The sequence below is a fragment of the Hyphomicrobium sp. 01T421 genome (assembly GCF_056398805.1).
Genome location: NZ_JBFTQC010000001.1, coordinates 2,714,748 through 2,730,520, shown reverse-complemented (window position 1 = coordinate 2,730,520; position 15,773 = coordinate 2,714,748). Strand labels below are relative to the sequence as shown.

Annotated in this window: 19 protein-coding genes; 11 read left to right on the top strand and 8 right to left on the bottom strand. The window is 59.3% G+C overall.

What is annotated here, in order from left to right; translation table 11 throughout:
* Positions 1 to 16: 16 nt before the first annotated feature.
* Together AC1DK3_RS12670 and AC1DK3_RS12665 are read right to left on the bottom strand one after the other, a co-directional pair.
* Positions 17 to 748 carry an SDR family NAD(P)-dependent oxidoreductase gene (locus AC1DK3_RS12670; protein ID WP_477192541.1) on the bottom strand — a complete coding sequence of 244 codons (732 nt, stop codon included), beginning with the start codon at positions 746 to 748 and terminating at the stop codon, positions 17 to 19.
* Positions 749 to 864: 116 nt separating this feature from the next.
* Entirely contained in the window at positions 865 to 1,086 is a 222-nt protein-coding gene (locus AC1DK3_RS12665) for a PsiF family protein (protein WP_477192540.1), read from the bottom strand.
* A 284-nt stretch (positions 1,087 to 1,370) separates the two neighbouring features.
* Here AC1DK3_RS12665 and uvrB point away from each other — a divergent pair, with 284 nt between their 5' ends.
* The 3 genes from uvrB (at position 1,371) to AC1DK3_RS12650 (ending at position 5,289) form a co-directional block, all read left to right on the top strand.
* Positions 1,371 to 4,217, top strand: coding sequence for an excinuclease ABC subunit UvrB (uvrB, locus tag AC1DK3_RS12660; protein WP_477192539.1), 2,847 nt, complete (start codon positions 1,371 to 1,373; stop codon positions 4,215 to 4,217).
* Positions 4,218 to 4,313: 96 nt separating this feature from the next.
* Complete coding sequence (locus tag AC1DK3_RS12655; RefSeq protein WP_477192538.1) at positions 4,314 to 4,607, top strand: GYD domain-containing protein; 294 nt, start codon at positions 4,314 to 4,316, stop codon at positions 4,605 to 4,607.
* Between the two features lie 103 nt (positions 4,608 to 4,710).
* The gene (locus AC1DK3_RS12650) at positions 4,711 to 5,289 is read left to right on the top strand and encodes a type 1 glutamine amidotransferase domain-containing protein (protein WP_477192537.1); all 579 of its coding nucleotides are present in this window, start codon (positions 4,711 to 4,713) and stop codon (positions 5,287 to 5,289) included.
* Positions 5,290 to 5,364: 75 nt separating this feature from the next.
* Here AC1DK3_RS12650 and AC1DK3_RS12645 read toward each other — a convergent pair whose 3' ends face one another.
* Complete coding sequence (locus AC1DK3_RS12645; protein WP_477192536.1) at positions 5,365 to 5,907, bottom strand: DUF3617 domain-containing protein; 543 nt, start codon at positions 5,905 to 5,907, stop codon at positions 5,365 to 5,367.
* 106 nt (positions 5,908 to 6,013) lie between these two features.
* Positions 6,014 to 6,316, bottom strand: a complete 303-nt coding sequence (locus AC1DK3_RS12640; RefSeq protein WP_339082713.1) for a hypothetical protein — start codon at positions 6,314 to 6,316, stop codon at positions 6,014 to 6,016.
* Between the two features lie 207 nt (positions 6,317 to 6,523).
* Between AC1DK3_RS12640 and AC1DK3_RS12635 the strand changes: the two genes are divergently transcribed.
* The 3 genes from AC1DK3_RS12635 to AC1DK3_RS12625 all read left to right on the top strand — a co-directional run bounded on the left by AC1DK3_RS12635 (position 6,524) and on the right by AC1DK3_RS12625 (position 8,353).
* Positions 6,524 to 6,970 carry an acyl-CoA thioesterase gene (locus AC1DK3_RS12635; protein WP_477192535.1) on the top strand — a complete coding sequence of 149 codons (447 nt, stop codon included), beginning with the start codon at positions 6,524 to 6,526 and terminating at the stop codon, positions 6,968 to 6,970.
* 18 nt (positions 6,971 to 6,988) lie between these two features.
* On the top strand, positions 6,989 to 7,630 hold the full coding sequence (locus AC1DK3_RS12630) for a SixA phosphatase family protein (RefSeq protein ID WP_477192534.1): 642 nt from the start codon (positions 6,989 to 6,991) through the stop codon (positions 7,628 to 7,630).
* Between the two features lie 150 nt (positions 7,631 to 7,780).
* Positions 7,781 to 8,353 carry a SixA phosphatase family protein gene (locus AC1DK3_RS12625; protein ID WP_477192533.1) on the top strand — a complete coding sequence of 191 codons (573 nt, stop codon included), beginning with the start codon at positions 7,781 to 7,783 and terminating at the stop codon, positions 8,351 to 8,353.
* Positions 8,354 to 8,371: 18 nt separating this feature from the next.
* Here AC1DK3_RS12625 and AC1DK3_RS12620 read toward each other — a convergent pair whose 3' ends face one another.
* On the bottom strand, positions 8,372 to 8,875 hold the full coding sequence (locus tag AC1DK3_RS12620; protein WP_477192532.1) for a hypothetical protein: 504 nt from the start codon (positions 8,873 to 8,875) through the stop codon (positions 8,372 to 8,374).
* Between the two features lie 281 nt (positions 8,876 to 9,156).
* Here AC1DK3_RS12620 and AC1DK3_RS12615 point away from each other — a divergent pair, with 281 nt between their 5' ends.
* Together AC1DK3_RS12615 and AC1DK3_RS12610 are read left to right on the top strand one after the other, a co-directional pair.
* The gene (locus AC1DK3_RS12615) at positions 9,157 to 9,699 is read left to right on the top strand and encodes a hypothetical protein (protein ID WP_477192531.1); all 543 of its coding nucleotides are present in this window, start codon (positions 9,157 to 9,159) and stop codon (positions 9,697 to 9,699) included.
* Positions 9,700 to 9,731: 32 nt separating this feature from the next.
* Positions 9,732 to 10,106, top strand: coding sequence for a hypothetical protein (locus AC1DK3_RS12610; RefSeq protein WP_477192530.1), 375 nt, complete (start codon positions 9,732 to 9,734; stop codon positions 10,104 to 10,106).
* 21 nt (positions 10,107 to 10,127) lie between these two features.
* On the opposite strand, the gene AC1DK3_RS12605 is transcribed toward AC1DK3_RS12610, so the two are convergent.
* On the bottom strand, positions 10,128 to 10,790 hold the full coding sequence (locus tag AC1DK3_RS12605; RefSeq protein ID WP_477192529.1) for an MBL fold metallo-hydrolase: 663 nt from the start codon (positions 10,788 to 10,790) through the stop codon (positions 10,128 to 10,130).
* A 188-nt stretch (positions 10,791 to 10,978) separates the two neighbouring features.
* On the opposite strand from AC1DK3_RS12605, the gene AC1DK3_RS12600 reads away from it, so the two are divergent.
* Entirely contained in the window at positions 10,979 to 12,322 is a 1,344-nt protein-coding gene (locus tag AC1DK3_RS12600) for an outer membrane protein (RefSeq protein WP_477192528.1), read from the top strand.
* A 237-nt stretch (positions 12,323 to 12,559) separates the two neighbouring features.
* On the opposite strand, the gene ctrA is transcribed toward AC1DK3_RS12600, so the two are convergent.
* Positions 12,560 to 13,258 carry a response regulator transcription factor CtrA gene (ctrA, locus tag AC1DK3_RS12595; RefSeq protein WP_045836896.1) on the bottom strand — a complete coding sequence of 233 codons (699 nt, stop codon included), beginning with the start codon at positions 13,256 to 13,258 and terminating at the stop codon, positions 12,560 to 12,562.
* 682 nt (positions 13,259 to 13,940) lie between these two features.
* Between ctrA and AC1DK3_RS12590 the strand changes: the two genes are divergently transcribed.
* Together AC1DK3_RS12590 and AC1DK3_RS12585 are read left to right on the top strand one after the other, a co-directional pair.
* Positions 13,941 to 14,324, top strand: a complete 384-nt coding sequence (locus tag AC1DK3_RS12590; RefSeq protein ID WP_339082695.1) for a flagellar export protein FliJ — start codon at positions 13,941 to 13,943, stop codon at positions 14,322 to 14,324.
* A 277-nt stretch (positions 14,325 to 14,601) separates the two neighbouring features.
* Positions 14,602 to 15,252 (top strand): hypothetical protein, encoded by a 651-nt coding sequence (locus AC1DK3_RS12585; RefSeq protein ID WP_477192527.1) that lies wholly within the window; start codon positions 14,602 to 14,604, stop codon positions 15,250 to 15,252.
* A 49-nt stretch (positions 15,253 to 15,301) separates the two neighbouring features.
* Here the strand turns inward: AC1DK3_RS12585 and sciP are convergent, their stop codons facing one another.
* Positions 15,302 to 15,580: a CtrA inhibitor SciP gene (gene sciP / locus AC1DK3_RS12580; RefSeq protein ID WP_045836900.1), complete on the bottom strand. Its 279-nt coding sequence runs from the start codon at positions 15,578 to 15,580 to the stop codon at positions 15,302 to 15,304.
* Positions 15,581 to 15,773: the final 193 nt, after the last annotated feature.

Below are 15,773 nucleotides of genomic sequence, written 5' to 3'. Positions count from 1 at the left end.
CAACCAAAATCCAGCCTCACCACGGCTGCTGTTCATTGTCCTGAAAAAATCCGCCGTTCGGCCCTGCACTATCCAGCGTCGCGAGCCAGATGGCGGTTTCCGCGCCCTGCTCCGGCGAACGAGGCGCAGCCTCGCCCCCCATGGCGGTCCTGACCCAGCCCGGCGAGCAGGCGTTGACCTTCACATTCGTGCCCGACGCCCTGACTTCAGCAGCAACAACGCGCGTCAAAGCATTCAGCGCCGCCTTCGACACGCGATAGGCCGGATATCCTGAGCCCATGTTGCTCAGCTGCCCCGCAAGAGACGACATGTTGACGACGCGCCCATAGCCCCGTGTGAGCATGCCGGGCATGAGTGCACGCATCGTAACGGCCGCTCCCAACACGTTCGTCTCCCACGTTCGCTCGAAGACGTCGTCCGTCATGTCGAAGAAACTGGAGTCGAAGCCACCCGGGCCGTCGATCAGAATAGCGGCGTTGTTCACGAGGACATCGATCGGTGAAGACGTGAGTTCCAGCTCGCTAAGCGCAGCTGACAAGCGTCCCGAGTCCGCCAAGTTGAGAACAACCGGCGTAACGGTGACGCCTGCCTTCTCGAAATCCTCTGACGCTTTGACCGCCTTATCGCGCGTTCTCACACCGGCGAGGACGTTGAAACCCTGGGCCGCGAGCTGACGGGCGATCTCAAATCCGATGCCCCGGCTGGCGCCCGTGACGAGCGCGGTTTTGGAATTTTCCGTGTGCGGCATGATGCGCCTCCGCGCAAAGAATACCACGTCGCCACCGCATCTTGCCGCCATAAGGAAAAACCCCACCGGGGACGGCGGGGTCTCTCACCTAGTCGATTATGCGGTGGCCGGCTTCTTTATTTCTTCTCTTCCGRCTTCATCATGTCCTTCGAGTGCATCATCTCATGCTTGCAAGTCTCACGGAATTTCTTCCGCTCCTTGCCGTGCAAGCCCTTCGCATCCGCCTGCTTCGAGCATTCCATGGACGCAGTCGACTTTTCGGCGGCGGCGAATGCGGCTCCGGTGCCCATCACGAACGTGGCGGCAACTGCAGCAGCAATCAATCTGGTGGTGATCATTGAAGTCTCCGTATTCGCTATTTGGGTTATTGCCCGCCAGAACCGGCCGAATGGGGTTCGGCCGGAAGCGGCCCCCAACTCCCAACCGGATAACGCACGAACACCAAGTTGGTCCCGCTTCGCTATCACCACGCGAAGAACGACCGAACTTACTCTTCCGTAAGGAGAATTTTGGGGAACCAATTGCTCCGAATTTTAGGTATTGCGCAGACGTGACACTGTAGCGTCAAAGTAGCGTCAGATCGGTATTTATGACTAAGGCCTCCTTTCCTATATTCAAGTCCGTGTCAGCACCAACCAAAACACCCGGTCCGAAAGCACCCCGCCCTTCCCGCGGCAAGTCGGGAAAGCCGACTCAGCCTCCTATGGAGACGGAGGCCGGAACGCCGGGCTTTGGAGAAGCGGGCTCCTATTTCGCACCCGCAGACTTTTCGCCGAAGCGCGGAGCGACGGGCCTTCCCAGTCTGCCTGCGCTGCGTCAGTCGGGTCCGCGCCCGCCGATGGGCAGCGAAAGCCTGACCGACAGCCTGACAGCGCTCCTGACCAAGCCACAGGAGCGCTCCGAGCGGGCGAACGAACTGTTGTCCCGCCAGCCGCTGATGGCGACGCACCCGATCGTCTCGGGCGGCATGCCGATCTTCGTTCCCCATCGGCCGGAGCGGCCGGAGAAAAGCGAAGGCGGCGTTCCCTTCAAAATTGTCTCGGAGTACGAGCCGAAAGGCGATCAGCCGCAAGCCATTGCGGAGCTGGTCGAGGGCGTCGGCAAACACGACCAAAATCAGGTGCTGCTGGGCGTAACGGGCTCCGGCAAAACCTTCACGATGGCACACGTCATCGAACGGACGCAGCGTCCCGCGCTCATCCTTGCGCCGAACAAGACGCTCGCAGCGCAGCTCTACGGTGAGTTCAAGAGCTTCTTCCCAAACAACGCCGTCGAATATTTCGTCTCTTATTACGACTACTACCAGCCCGAAGCCTACGTGCCGCGTACCGACACCTACATCGAGAAAGAAGCCTCGATCAACGAACAGATCGACCGCATGCGCCACGCCGCGACGCGTGCGCTGCTCGAGCGCGACGACGTCATCATCGTCGCGTCCGTGTCGTGCATCTACGGTATCGGCTCGGTTGAAACCTACACGGCCATGACGTTCACGGTTCGCGTCGGAGAACAGCTCTCGCGCGACCAGTTGCTGGCCGACCTCGTCGCGCTTCACTTCCGCCGCAACGATCAAAATTTCGTCCGCGGTACGTTCCGCGCGCGTGGCGATACCGTCGAAGTCTTCCCGGCCCACTTAGAGGACCGCGCCTGGCGTTTCTCGATGTTCGGCGACGAGATCGAGTCGATCGTCGAGTTCGATCCCCTGACGGGCAACAAGACCGACGAGCTGGCGCTCGTGAAGCTCTACGCGAATTCGCACTACGTGACGCCGAAGCCGACGCTGCAGCAGGCGATCAAGTCGATCAAGAAGGAGCTGAAGCAGCGCCTCGAAGAGCTTTATGCCTCCGGCAAGCTTCTCGAAGCCCAGCGTCTCGAACAGCGCACGACGTTCGACATGGAAATGATGGAAGCCACCGGCTCGTGCGCCGGCATCGAAAACTATTCGCGCTATCTGACGGGCCGCAATCCCGGCGATCCGCCGCCGACGCTGTTCGAATACCTGCCAGACAACGCCCTCGTCTTCGCCGACGAGAGCCACGTGACAGTGCCGCAAATCGGCGGCATGTTCCGCGGCGACTTCCGGCGCAAGGCGACGCTCGCGGAGTATGGCTTCCGCCTGCCCTCCTGCATGGATAACCGGCCGCTCCGCTTCGAAGAATGGGACGCGATGCGGCCGCAATCGGTATTCGTGTCGGCAACGCCCGCAAGCTGGGAACTCGAGCAGACCGGCGGCACATTCGCCGAGCAGGTCATCCGCCCGACCGGGTTGATCGATCCTCCCGTCGAAATTCGTCCCGCGAAATCTCAGGTCGACGATCTTCTCGACGAGGTTCGCCAGGTCTCGCTGAAAGGCTACCGCACGCTTGTCACTGTGCTGACTAAACGTATGGCCGAAGACCTGACCGAGTACATGCACGAGAACGGCATTCGCGTGCGCTACATGCACTCCGACATCGAAACGCTGGAGCGTATCGAGATCATCCGTGATCTCCGCCTCGGCGCTTATGATGTGCTGATCGGCATCAACTTGCTGCGCGAAGGTCTCGACATTCCGGAATGCGCTTTGGTCGCCATTCTCGATGCCGACAAGGAAGGATTCCTGCGCTCGGAAACGTCGCTCGTGCAAACCATCGGCCGCGCCGCGCGCAACGTCGACGGCAAGGTCATTCTTTACGCCGACCAGAAGACCGGGTCGATGGAACGCGCGATGGCCGAAACCGACCGGCGCCGCGAGAAGCAGCTTGCTTGGAACGCGGCGAACGGCATCACGCCGGAAAGCATCAAGCGCAACATTCAAGACGTCATGCAGTCGGTCTACGAGCAGGACCATGTGACGGTCGATGCCGGCCTCGCCGATGGCGAGAACGTGCAGGTGCTCGGTCACAACTTGCAAGCCGTCATCGCCGACATGGAGCGGCGCATGAAAGAAGCGGCGGCCGATCTGGAATTCGAAACGGCAGCGAGACTGCGCGACGAGGTCAAGCGCCTGCGCGACACCGAACTCGCCATCGCCGACGATCCATTGGCGCGGCAGTCCGAAGTCGAAGACAAAGCCGGCAGCTTCAAAGGTTCGCGAAAGTACGGCCCGAGCGCGAACGTCCCTCCGTCCAAACCCGATGCGAGCCGCGTAAAAACAGAATACGAGCCCGTGCAGCCGACGTATGCGCAGTCCACGTCTCGCGTTAAGAAGCCTTCGCTCGACGACATGGGGCCGGGTACGGACCGGCCTGTCCCGGCGCGCACGCAACATGTCGATAGCCGCGTGAAAGCCGGCGCATTCGGCGAGAAAATCGCAGGCCCCCATAAACCGACGCTCGACGAAATGGGGCCGCACGCATCGCTGCCCGTGAAAGCCGGCGAAAAGCCTTCGCGCATCACCATCCCGACGCAAACCCGCGAATTCGGCGGGCAAGGCGAGAAGAAGGGCCGCCGCGGCCGCCCCCGCAAAACCGGACGGCCCGGCCAGTAGGACTAGGCAGTAGAGGCCGCAGATTTTCCTACGTTTGATCGGTTGCGCGATCTAACATCCGCGACAACGGGGAGCACCACCACAATGGAGGCTCTCATGGCAACGTTTATCATTCTTGCGAACTTCACGGACAAAGGCATTCACGACGCCAAAGACACCATTAGCCGTGGCGACAAGTTCAAAGCCATGGCCACGAACGCTGGCGTCACGGTCAAGGACATCTATTGGACGATCGGCACTTTCGACTCCGTCGCGATCTGCGAGGCGCCCGACGATGAGACGGCCACCGCGTTATCGTTGAGCGTTGCCGCTCGCGGCAATGTCCGAACGCAAACGCTGCGGGCCTTTTCGTTCGAGGAAATGGGCAGAATCCTCAATAAAATGGTGTGAGCGACATCGGCTAAAGCGCCTCAACCCGCCCCTTGCCGCAGGGCGGAACTCCGATGAGCTCGATTGGTTGTTTCTCAGTTGCAAGGCAATCGAGGACCCTCCAATGCCCAAGATCTCGAAGGCAAAAATTCTCATTCTCGCGACCGACGGTTTCGAGCAATCGGAACTCGACGTTCCGCGCGAAAAGTTGAAGGCGGTCGCCCAGCTCGTGCATGTCGCCGCGCCGAAACAGCGAAAGCAGAAGGACTCGATCATCGGCTGGCAAAATCATGACTGGGGCAAGCCCGTCAAAGTCGACATGGAACTGGGCGAAGCGTCGACCTCGCTCTACGACGCCATCGTGCTGCCCGGCGGCCAGATGAACCCCGACACGCTGCGCCAGAACCCCGAAGCGATTAAGCTCATCAAGGCCTTCCTCGCCGACGGCAAAGTCGTCGCCGCGATCTGCCACGCACCGTGGCTGTTGATCGAAGCCAACGCCGTGCGCGGCCGGAAGGCGACATCTTACACCTCGATCAAAACGGATATGATCAACGCCGGCGCCAACTGGGTCGACGAACCCGTGGTATCCGACGACGGCATCGTAACGAGCCGTAACCCCGGCGATATCGAAGCCTTCGTTGCGAAGATCATTGAGGAGATCGAGGAAGGAAAGCACGACCGCGCCGTCCTCGCCGCGTAAGAATAACTGCGGCCGCCATCGACCGGCGGCCGCAGTAACCTCATCGCATTCCAATTCGAGCGCCCAATTCGCGAGCTAAGGCCGCCAGGGGGTCTTCGCCACGCCCAACGATTTGATCATATCGCTCGCGTTGACCGTGAGCCCGCCCGGCATTTGCAGGTCACCAGCCTTTACTCCGGCGGGACAAGCATCCGAGAGCCACTTCGCCTTTTGCGTTGTGACAATTTTCTGAGGAGCGTCGAGACCGCTGATCTCGCCGCTGATGGTCATCTGATAGGCAGATTGGAAATCGCCGGTGATCACCACATGCGACGTCGTCTTCATGGACTCCATCGTACACGTCGAATCCCAAACGTAGGCATCGCCCTCACGCTTGATCTGGCGCTCGGAGCACATGCTCTGCATTGCGTCGGTTCCTGCATCCATCATGGCTTTATCGGTCGCCGCATCGATGCAGGCATGGAGCGTCATCGGCGGCGCATTCTCTTTATGCGTCATGACGATTTCCCAATAACCAGGCTTACGCGCCGGAAGCTCGATCGGGTCGGCGGCAGCTGACACTGCGAAAGCAAGGAAGAGGACGGGCGATAACGTCCGAGAGGTCATCTTCAAGTTCAAGGGCAATGCTCCGGGCTGATGGCGTCCATGTCGCGCCAATTTTCCCGAACTGGAACCCGTTCGCTAGTCGAATTTTTGACCGCGGCCCGCTCTTCGACCAGCCCGGTCAGCTAGCGATCGAACGAGGAGGCTTCGTGCGCGTCGTCTCGATGCTCTTTAAGATCAGGAGCAGGGTATGGCGAACGGCCTCGTCGACCGTTTCGACGATGTGCCCCGGTTCAGTCAGGTTTGCCGGGACCCACACGAGTTGCCGATCCACCGCCCGCCAGCTGCCGAAATAATTCCGGCCCTTCATCACCGTCACGCCCGTGCCCGACAGGCCCTCCCGCACGGAAAAGCCGCTCAGCGCAACTTCAGGGATGTTCGCGAGTTGCTGCAGCAGTTCGCGATCGGGGGTGGCGGACGTCATGCCGGTATCGCAACTCGAATCAGTTGTGAGGCCTATTCGCCAAAATTAGGCAACGAAGGTTGCGTAAGGATTGACGATGTGCCGGGCTTTGCAACTTGGGCGCTATGCTGCGCGTCTTCCCTCCACCGTTGCTGGCCATTTCTGGGGTCAGCGGGTAAGGCTCATGACAGGTCGCGGCATCGTCCGCTTACGGAAAGGTTCGCGGACATGAAGGTCGAAACACCCGAGAAGAAGCGGCATCGAACAGCCCCGCATCTGCCCATGCCGACCGGCGATCCGGTCATTCGCACCATTGCTATGCCGGCCGACACCAATCCCTCGGGCGACATCTTCGGCGGCTGGATCATGTCCCAGATGGATTTCGCCGCCGGCAGCGCCGCGGCACGCGTTAGCCAGGGACGCTGCGCCACCGTCGCCGTCGAGGGCATGAGCTTTCACGAGCCCGTAAAAGTCGGAGACGAATTGACGGTCTGGGCACGCATGATCAAGCGCGGGCGGTCCTCGATGACGTTCGACGTTCAAGCCTGGAGGCGGCCGCGCGACCGCGAAAACCAGACGTGCGTTACCCGCGCCCATTTCACATTCGTCGCCCTGGATGAGAACGGCCGGCCGAGAGCCTTGCCCGACTCCGCCGAGGGCGAAACGTGGGTCTAGCTCAGCCGGAGAAAAACCATGAAAAGCTTCTCTGCCCTGTATCGGCGCTTCGCGACGGCAGCACTCATCGCGACAGGCATCGCCTCGATGACAGTCCTCTCGCAGACCAACGGCGAATGGGTCAGCACCGCCTCGGCGCGCGAGCAGGCCAGCGACTATGCGCCGATCGAACACTTCATGGGCGGACCGAAGCGCATCATCCTGATGCGCCACGCCGACAAGACCGACGATCCCGAAGACGAGGATTTGTCCGACACCGGCCATGCGCGGGCCGAACATCTCGCGACCTACATTCCGCAAACGTTCGGCAAACCGGATTTCATCATCGCGACGGCGCATTCGAAGCGTTCGAACCGCCCGCGAGAAACCGTCCAGCCGCTTGCGGACACGCTCGGAATGAATGTGCTGCACGACTTCGAAAATCGCGATTTCGCCGATCTCATTCAGGAGGTTTTCGACGATCCCGACTTCAAGGGAAAAACCCTCGTCATCTGCTGGCATCACGGAAACTTACCCGCAATCGCAGCGTTGCTCGGCGCCCCCGCCGGTAGCTATCCCGATCCGTGGCCGGAGGATGCCTACAACCTCGTCCTCGATTTGCAATACGATCCGAACTCGGGCAGTGCACCCACCGTCAATCGCGTCATCGAACCGTTTTGAAGATCTGCGAGATCAGTGCAAAGTCGCGCTTCGACGAAAACGCGTGCGCGACGACAACTGGGGCCGCTTGCGCCAATAGCGCAATGCGCGAATGACGGAAACTCACGGAAGGAACGGCATTTAAAAGAGTCTGCGGAACCGGGCCGCGGTATGAAGGCATGGCTGCGCGCGCGCGCCAAATCGCTCTGGGCAGCACTGCGCGGCGCCCCCGCCGAAGAGATAACGGCGACGCATCATCCCGCGGGCGGACCGGGCCGCATACTGCTGATGCGTCACGCTGAGAAGACCGGAGATACGAGCGATATCCTGCTATCGGCCGAAGGCGCCGCGCGCGCCCAGCGTCTCGTGACCTACATCCCCGAGACGTTCGGCCGTCCCGATTTCATTTACGCGGCGGCCCGCTCGAAGCGCTCGATCCGTTCGATTGAAACAATGAGACCCCTCGCCGCCGCTCTCGGTAGCGAAGTTCAGCACCATATCGAAGACAAAGCCTTCAAGAGCCTCGTCAGCGAGATCTTTTCGAAGTCCGGCTATCACGGGAAAACGATCGTCATCTGCTGGCACCACGGCAAGCTGCCGGAGATCGCGGCACTTCTAGGCGGCCGTGAGGGCAACTACCCTGCCCCCTGGCCCCAGGACGTTTTCAACCTGATCCTGGATTTCCGCTACGATCAGAAATCGAACGCGCCGCCGACCGTCGGTCAGATCGTCGAGCCGTTCTGAAAGCAGGCGTCAGTCTGCTCAGCACTTCTTCAGCGTCGCAGCGAGCTCCCGGAAGACGTCCGGATTTCGCGGAAGAACCTTGACGGACTGGTCGCAGCCCTGCCCGGCAACCGCCATGTGGGCTTCAAAGAATTGCCCCGAGAGCTGCACGTCGAAGCCGTCGGCCGTGACGATGCCCGAAACCGTGCCGCCGATGTCGTTTATCTTGTCCTGCCATGCACCCGTAACCTTCTCACCTTCCACGGAAAGGTCGGTCGCGGCGTGGAGCTTGAAGTTCGCACCGTCGTCACAACGCAGCGTCTGACGCATTCCCTGCAGGCCGTCTTTGCGTTCGACGTAGGTCACGACGCATTTGAAGTTCGACGCCGGCCCCGACATGGACGTCATCGTCGCCATCCCCACCCAGCGCCCCGCGAGGCTGGCCAGCGGGTCGATTGGCACGGCGGCCCGGTTCTCCGTAGCAATCAGGCTTGAAATACTTGCAACAACGACATACGTGCCAATGCGGTACGCCCGACCCATGATTCAACTCCCTCAACATTGATATCGGCCATGGCGCACCCCGAGTCCCACCCACGGCAAAAGCCGCTGTCTTCTCAGCGCCACCTAACAATACCGGGAGTTTGAAATCGGATCGCGACTCTTTGTAGGCCGCATTTGGGTAACTCGCGGGCTACACGTCGTTTTGGAAGCGAGGACGCTCCCGGAGGATGCAACCGCCACTGTCGCCCGGCGGCAACACGTTTGAACGCGCAGCAGCGCCGTTCCCATATGGCTCGCAAATCGGCTTACATAAGACAATAATGTCGCCGCTTCGGGGGCTCACCGTTTGGAAGGAAGAATTCGTGGTGCGCAATCACAGACTTGCAGCGTCAATATCGGCGTGGGCCTCCGTCATAGCGGTCGGCGTGGCCCTATCCTTCAACCCCGCCGTCGCAGCGTCGGATAATCCATTCGTCGAACTCGCCGGCACGTGGTCCGGATCGGGCACCGCTCGCTTCGATAATGGCAAGACGGAAAGCCTCCGCTGCAAAGGCTACTATACGAACAACGGCGGGCCGACCAATCTCGGTCTTTCGATCCGCTGCGCCAACGCTTCCGCAAAGGTCGAGCTCAGAGCCAATCTCACGAATGCCAACGGCACGGTGAGCGGCGACTGGGAGGAGCGTACGTACAATCAGTCCGGCACCGTGGCAGGAAAGGCATCCCCCAATAGAATGAACCTTGCGATCAGCGGCGGCATCAGCGGCTCGATGTCGGTCGCGATTTCGGGCGGCTCGCACTCCGTGACCGTCGCGACGAGCGGCCCGTCGTTCAAGGGCGTCAACATTTCGATGTCGCGTTAGCGGAAAAGCCAAGCCAAAGGATGAGATTCTCTATGCGCGCAAAAATGCTGGCAGCTGCCGCTGCCGCCGCGGCCTTCACCACGGCGATCCCGCCCGCTGCGGATGCTCATATCGGCCGCCTCCGGTCGGACTACAAGCAGGGCGAGGTGATTACCGCTTACAGCCGCTTCGGCAATGGCCAGATCTCGAGCGTGGTCCGGCGAGCCCCCAAATGGGGCTGGCAAGTTCAGCTTCCGCGTGGCGCATGGGTGGACTGCAGAAGAAGCTGCGAAGAGACGCTTCGCGTTCAAACGGTCGACTTCTTCGGCGACAACGATAACTCGATCTCGAGCGGCGGTTACGGCACGCTCCAGCGCGAATGCGGAATATTCGGCTGCCTCGGCGGCTCGTACACGTTTTCGTTCTGACCGCCGAAGCCTCGCGAACTTTTAGACCAGAAACGGATTGGTCAGCCGTTCCGGCCCGAACTGGCTCGGCGGACCATGACCGCAAATAAACGCGATATCGTCGCCGAGCGGCAGAAGCTTGGTCTTGATGGACGATATTAATGCGTCGTGGTCGCCGTAGGCAAAATCGGTCCGCCCGATCGATCCGCGGAATATCACGTCGCCGACCAGCGCAAATTTCTGCCGCCGGTCGAAAAAGACGACCGACCCTGGCGAATGTCCGGGGCAATGAAAAATCTCGAACTCGTGTCCGGCGACCGTGACCTTGTCGCCCTCGTCCAGCCAACGATCGGGCTTCACGTTGCGAACGCCGTCGACGCCATACATCTCACCCTGTTTCTCGAGCGCGTCGAGCAGCACGGCATCGTTTCGATGCGGACCTTCGATCTTCACGCCAAGCCGGTCGCGGAGATCGGCAGCGCCGCCCGCGTGATCGATGTGGCCGTGCGTCAGCAGAATTTTCTCGACTGTGATTCCCGCTTCTTTGATTCCCCGCTCGATGCGATCGAGATCCCCGCCCGGATCGACGACAGCGCCGACCTTCGTCGCGTCGTCCCAAATCAGCGTGCAATTCTGCTCGAAGGGCGTCACGCGGACGATCGCCGCCTTGAGCGGTGATGAAGGATTGGGGCGCGCATCACTCATAGGTCTAACTCCGTATTGCTCTGTGTCTCTTAAAACAATCCACGGTCCATCGCGAAGCGGCCCGTTGGCGCGATGTCTTCCTTAGTCCGCGAATCAGATAACGATATCAATGCGCGGGGCATATTTGCTCCGAAAATCACCCACTAAGCCCAAGCCAAGTCGTCGTCCGACGCGTCTCGGAGAGAACCATGATTAGAAATCTTGCCAGTCTCGCATTAGTCGCCGCAGGCACGTCGATTGTCGCCACGGTGCCGGCTGCTGCCAATGACTGGGCAGGACCGTATATCGGTATCGGCGGCGGCTATGGGATGACGAACACCCGCACTGGCAACTCGTTTCTGACGGATGTTCCGGAAGACATCAATGTCAATGCGATGAAGGACGGCCAAGCAGGTACGGGCGGCTTCCTCACTCTCAGCGCCGGCTATGATCACGCGCTGTTCGGACCGCTGGTCGTAGGCGCTTTTGTCGACTACGATTTCTCCGACATCGACACCCACTTTTCCAGTCTCATTCCCGGCAACATCGGGCACTTCAAAATCGGGGATCAGCTTTCGGTCGGCGGCCGGGTAGGATATCTCGTCGCGCCGTCGACGCTCTTTTTCTCCACGTTCGGATACGCCCATTCTGATCCGAGTGACGTAACCCTCAATTTCGGCTCCGACCCGATCCGCGCGAATCTTGGAAGCTTCAACGGCTACTTCCTGGGAAGCGGTGTTGAAACATTGATTGGTAACGGCTTCAGCCTGAAGGCGGAGTACCGCTATACATCGATGCAGACCGAGGAAGTGAAGATCGAAAATGTCCTTACCGAAAGGTTCAAGCCGCAAATCCAAACAATCCGGATGTCACTAAACTATCGCTTTGGTGACGGCAAAAAGGACGTAGTCGACAATTCGATCCCGCCGATCACCTCGAGCTGGACCGGCCCATACTTGGGCTTCGGTACGGGCTATAGCGTGGCCCATAAGCAGGAATCATTCGGCCCGGATGCAGGTCCTTTTAACAATCCGGTCAGCAATGACGGCGGCTTCATCTCGGCATCGGTCGGCTACGACTATCAGTTCAGAGAACGGTTCGTCGTCGGCACATTTTTCGACGCCGATTTCTCGAACCTGACCTACCACGACAGCAATTCTGCTAGTGATGGAGTTGATAGCCAAGAACTTTGGAGCAGCCACGGCGGCTTTAAAAACATCCTGATGGTCGGAGGTAGGCTCGGCTACCTCACCACTCCCGACACCTTGCTGTTCGTCAGCGGCGGCTATGCGAACGCGGGAATGGAACAGACCACGATCAGCATTTTCGGCACGGAATCGGGGGTGCTCTACGATTCAAAGCGCATATCAGGCGCGTTCATCGGCGCCGGTGTCGAAACCAAAATCTGGGATTCGCTCTCGCTCAAAGCCGAATACCGCTACATCGATCTGGCGAGCGAGAACTTGCCGCTATTCGCAGCACAAGATTTCCTATCGGCGCACACCGATCCCGACATCCAGACCGGCCGCCTCTCTATCAACTGGCGCCCCTGACGCTAGCCGGGAAGGCACTGCAGAAATTGATTCAGGGGTCCTCGCAGGCCCCTGATTGCATTTAGGCGGCAACGACAATGACTGAGGGCGCGATGACGCTGTCCGTCGGCAACGGCGCACCGGTCGCCGAACCATTGAATTAAAACCGGTCGCAGGATCGCAGAAGCCACCCCAGAAACACGACAAGGGCCATCATGGCCCCTGTGCGCGTGAACAAAACCATTCGAACGCGATGGATTAAGCGGCTTCCGAACCTTCATGTCCCGGATCGCGCAGCACGTAACCGCGGCCCCACACCGTTTCGATGTAGTGCTTGCCGCCAGTCGCTGCCTGAAGCTTCTTCCTGAGTTTGCAGATGAAGACGTCGATGATCTTCAACTCAGGTTCATCCATTCCGCCGTAGAGATGATTAAGGAACATCTCCTTGGTCAGCGTCGTGCCCTTTCGGAGCGAAAGAAGCTCGAGCATCTGATATTCTTTACCAGTCAGATGTACGCGCTGGTTATTGACGTCGACTGTTTTGGTGTCGAGATTGACGCGAAGGTCGCCGGTTTCGATAACCGATTGGGCGTGTCCTTTCGAACGGCGCACGATTGCTTGAATGCGTGCGACGAGCTCATCCTTATGGAAGGGCTTCGTCATGTAGTCGTCGGCGCCGAAGCCGAGACCACGAACCTTGTCGTCGATACCTGCAAGACCCGACAGAATAAGAATCGGCGTTCCGACCTTCGCAACGCGAAGTGTCTTCAGAACTTCGTAACCGCTCATATCCGGGAGGTTTAGATCTAGGAGAATGATATCGTAATCATAAAGCTTACCTAGATCGACACCCTCTTCGCCGAGGTCCGTCGTGTAAACGTTAAAACCTTCCGACTGAAGCATAAGCTCGATGCTCTGCGCCGTGGCACTGTCGTCTTCAATGAGTAGAACCCGCATGACCGTCCCTCTGGTGCCCTATACGATCCGTGTCCGCGCTATGTCTGTCCTTCGCTCAAAGAAAACGCAAAACAATCGAGCTAAGCGATCGTTAGGAAGTTAGCGACGAGAGGTTAACAAACCCTAATTCGCGTTAGCTAATTCACCATGCAGCGACTTGCCGGTGCTCTGGCAGCAACTACAGGAGACATGACTTCCGCGAAGCGGGTCGCGCTGCTGCCGGTCGCGAGGCAAAAAGATCCTCGTTCGCGCCAGAGCATGGCCCGCCATTACATCAAAATATTAGAACTGTGCCCCTCTCGACCGCCGACAGATCTTCCGCGAAGTCCGATTCCGAGGCGCCCACCCCGTTACCTGACCTCTCCGATCGCTTCTGACCTGCATTCGGCTCGAATCAAGAGCTAACAGAATTCGGAAGAATGCCCTAGACCGCCTCGGACTAAATTTTGCCCCCAAACGAGACGCGTCGTCAGAAATAGTTACCCGTTGCTTTACCGCAACTTAAGTGCAGTATGTCATACATATTTTCAGGGTCTTCGGACGCTGGTGCAACGCGACGGCCCATCAGAATTAACGCATTTCTTCATGGTTGCTGTAGCAGCAAAGCCTTATTCTTGATTGGCACGCTTCTTGGGTATCCTGAGGACAGAGACAAGTTCGAATTTGTTTGGGGTATCGGACGATGAAGTCACGTGACTTGGCCATGCGCCTGAAGCGTCGTGAAGTAGAAGAGAAGTCTAGAAAGGTCGACGACCTAGAAAGAATTATTCGCGAATTCGATCAAATGGCGTCGGATCTCGAACGCCAGATCCAACTCGAGGAAGATCGAACGGGCATCCGCGACCGGGCGCACTTTTCTTATTCGACATTCGCGAAAGCGGCAGCTCAGCGCCGTGACAACCTCCGGCAGTCAACCGAGGGCCTCCGCGAAAAACTCTCAGCCGCCGTTCGCGAGCGCGACGATACGGTCGAGCAATTTTCTCGCGCCGCCCAGCAGGCAGCCAATCTTGACGATCCCCGCGCCGGCCGTCGTGACCGGCCGTTCGGAATTACGGCCCTTCGCTGAATAAGCCGGGCCCATCGCCGGACAAACCTATGACACCGGGCTCTGATGCAGAGCCCGGGTCCCTCGGCTTCATAGTTCCCGAGCTACTACCCCGACCTCCAAGACACCGGCGACGCGGCCCCGCCTGAAAGACGCCGCCTTTCTCCCCTCCAATTTCTGTTGGCTTCGCCGTTTAAGCACTTGTGACCTCTTGCTCAAATCAGGCGAGGCGGGCACGAGTTGCAACTCGCATTTGTGTTCATCCAATGAGTCTATGTGAGCCGCCGCTCGGGGAAAAATGCCTGTTCGCCGTCCATCGATAGTGGTGCCGGCGCTGCTCTCCATAGCGGCGTTGACGGGTTGCGCAGGCAACGCCCCAGAATTGCAGTCACAATTGCAGTCTCTGAGCATTCAGCCGACCAGTGAAACCACCCCGACGGTCGCCGCAATGCCCGGCGAACCCCAAGGCGGCAAGCTGATACCGGGTGCGACTGGATCGGCGACCGAGATTTATTCGAGGTTGGCACGAGGCGCGATGACCTGCTGGTTCCCGGTCGGCGGCCCGTTGAAGAAAGATTACGTCTTCCACGCGACCGCGGATGCGCCGTCACGCGGCGGCAAAGCCGAGATCGTCATTCATGAACGTGATCCGTCGCAGCCCAATCCGCGTGGACCCAAAGCCTTCCTCATCGCCATTTTGCCGACGGGAGACGCTTCCGCCAATCTGACGGCTGAAAACAGGAAAATGCCGAATGCCTTCGCCGCCGCTATGACGGACGACATCTCGCGTTGGGCGAAAGGCACAGATGGATGCGCAACCACCTCACCAACTCCCGGCTGGATTCCCGCGCCACCCGAAACGGCGAACGCAGCACAGCCAGCGAAGAAGAGTAAGGATCAAAAGACAAAGCTCAAAGCTGCTCAGGCCAAGCCGGCCCAGCAACCCTAGACTTTTCTCTGATGTGCCGATCGACAGGCTTCAGGTGACCGACTTGAAGTCAGTCACGATAGTCCTGTAGACGCGTTGCGCGCAGCCCGGGCAATCCGTGCTTGTCGATAGAACGCTGCCACGACAGAAACTCGTCGACGGTCAACGTATATCGCTCGCAAGCTTCTTCGATACTGAGAAGACCGCCGCGGACAGCGGCGACCACCTCAGCCTTGCGGCGGATGACCCATCGTTTCGTATCCCGCGGGGGAAGGTCTGCGACCGTGAGCGGCGACCCATCGGGTCCGATCACGTAGCGCCCGCGCGCTCTCATTTGCTGTTCGGTCATGATACTCAATACACACTCTTTGACCAGGGTTAGTTATAACCGCATGCGATTAAATTAGCACTAACCCATTGAGTGAAAAACATATAAATGGGCGTGCCAATTCCACATTGCATCCGCTGAAACGGGCCGCTTCTAGGCGCCCCGTACCAAACTGAAGCAGTGCGTCAGCTTGGATGTCTTCCAGCGAAATCTG

Excerpts from the sequence above, each read along its gene's own strand:
- AC1DK3_RS12620 (WP_477192532.1), bottom strand. The coding sequence starts at position 8,875 with ATGGGTCGGGCGTACCGCATTGGCACGTATGTCGTTGTTGCAAGTATT.
- AC1DK3_RS12610 (WP_477192530.1), top strand. The coding sequence starts at position 9,732 with ATGCGCGCAAAAATGCTGGCAGCTGCCGCTGCCGCCGCGGCCTTCACC.
- AC1DK3_RS12585 (WP_477192527.1), top strand. The coding sequence starts at position 14,602 with ATGCCTGTTCGCCGTCCATCGATAGTGGTGCCGGCGCTGCTCTCCATA.
- AC1DK3_RS12650 (WP_477192537.1), top strand. The coding sequence starts at position 4,711 with ATGCCCAAGATCTCGAAGGCAAAAATTCTCATTCTCGCGACCGACGGT.
- AC1DK3_RS12600 (WP_477192528.1), top strand. The coding sequence starts at position 10,979 with ATGATTAGAAATCTTGCCAGTCTCGCATTAGTCGCCGCAGGCACGTCG.
- AC1DK3_RS12590 (WP_339082695.1), top strand. The coding sequence starts at position 13,941 with ATGAAGTCACGTGACTTGGCCATGCGCCTGAAGCGTCGTGAAGTAGAA.
- ctrA (WP_045836896.1), bottom strand. The coding sequence starts at position 13,258 with ATGCGGGTTCTACTCATTGAAGACGACAGTGCCACGGCGCAGAGCATC.
- AC1DK3_RS12670 (WP_477192541.1), bottom strand. The coding sequence starts at position 748 with ATGCCGCACACGGAAAATTCCAAAACCGCGCTCGTCACGGGCGCCAGC.
- sciP (WP_045836900.1), bottom strand. The coding sequence starts at position 15,580 with ATGACCGAACAGCAAATGAGAGCGCGCGGGCGCTACGTGATCGGACCC.
- AC1DK3_RS12605 (WP_477192529.1), bottom strand. The coding sequence starts at position 10,790 with ATGAGTGATGCGCGCCCCAATCCTTCATCACCGCTCAAGGCGGCGATC.
- AC1DK3_RS12640 (WP_339082713.1), bottom strand. The coding sequence starts at position 6,316 with ATGACGTCCGCCACCCCCGATCGCGAACTGCTGCAGCAACTCGCGAAC.
- AC1DK3_RS12635 (WP_477192535.1), top strand. The coding sequence starts at position 6,524 with ATGAAGGTCGAAACACCCGAGAAGAAGCGGCATCGAACAGCCCCGCAT.
- AC1DK3_RS12625 (WP_477192533.1), top strand. The coding sequence starts at position 7,781 with ATGAAGGCATGGCTGCGCGCGCGCGCCAAATCGCTCTGGGCAGCACTG.
- AC1DK3_RS12655 (WP_477192538.1), top strand. The coding sequence starts at position 4,314 with ATGGCAACGTTTATCATTCTTGCGAACTTCACGGACAAAGGCATTCAC.
- AC1DK3_RS12630 (WP_477192534.1), top strand. The coding sequence starts at position 6,989 with ATGAAAAGCTTCTCTGCCCTGTATCGGCGCTTCGCGACGGCAGCACTC.
- AC1DK3_RS12615 (WP_477192531.1), top strand. The coding sequence starts at position 9,157 with ATGTCGCCGCTTCGGGGGCTCACCGTTTGGAAGGAAGAATTCGTGGTG.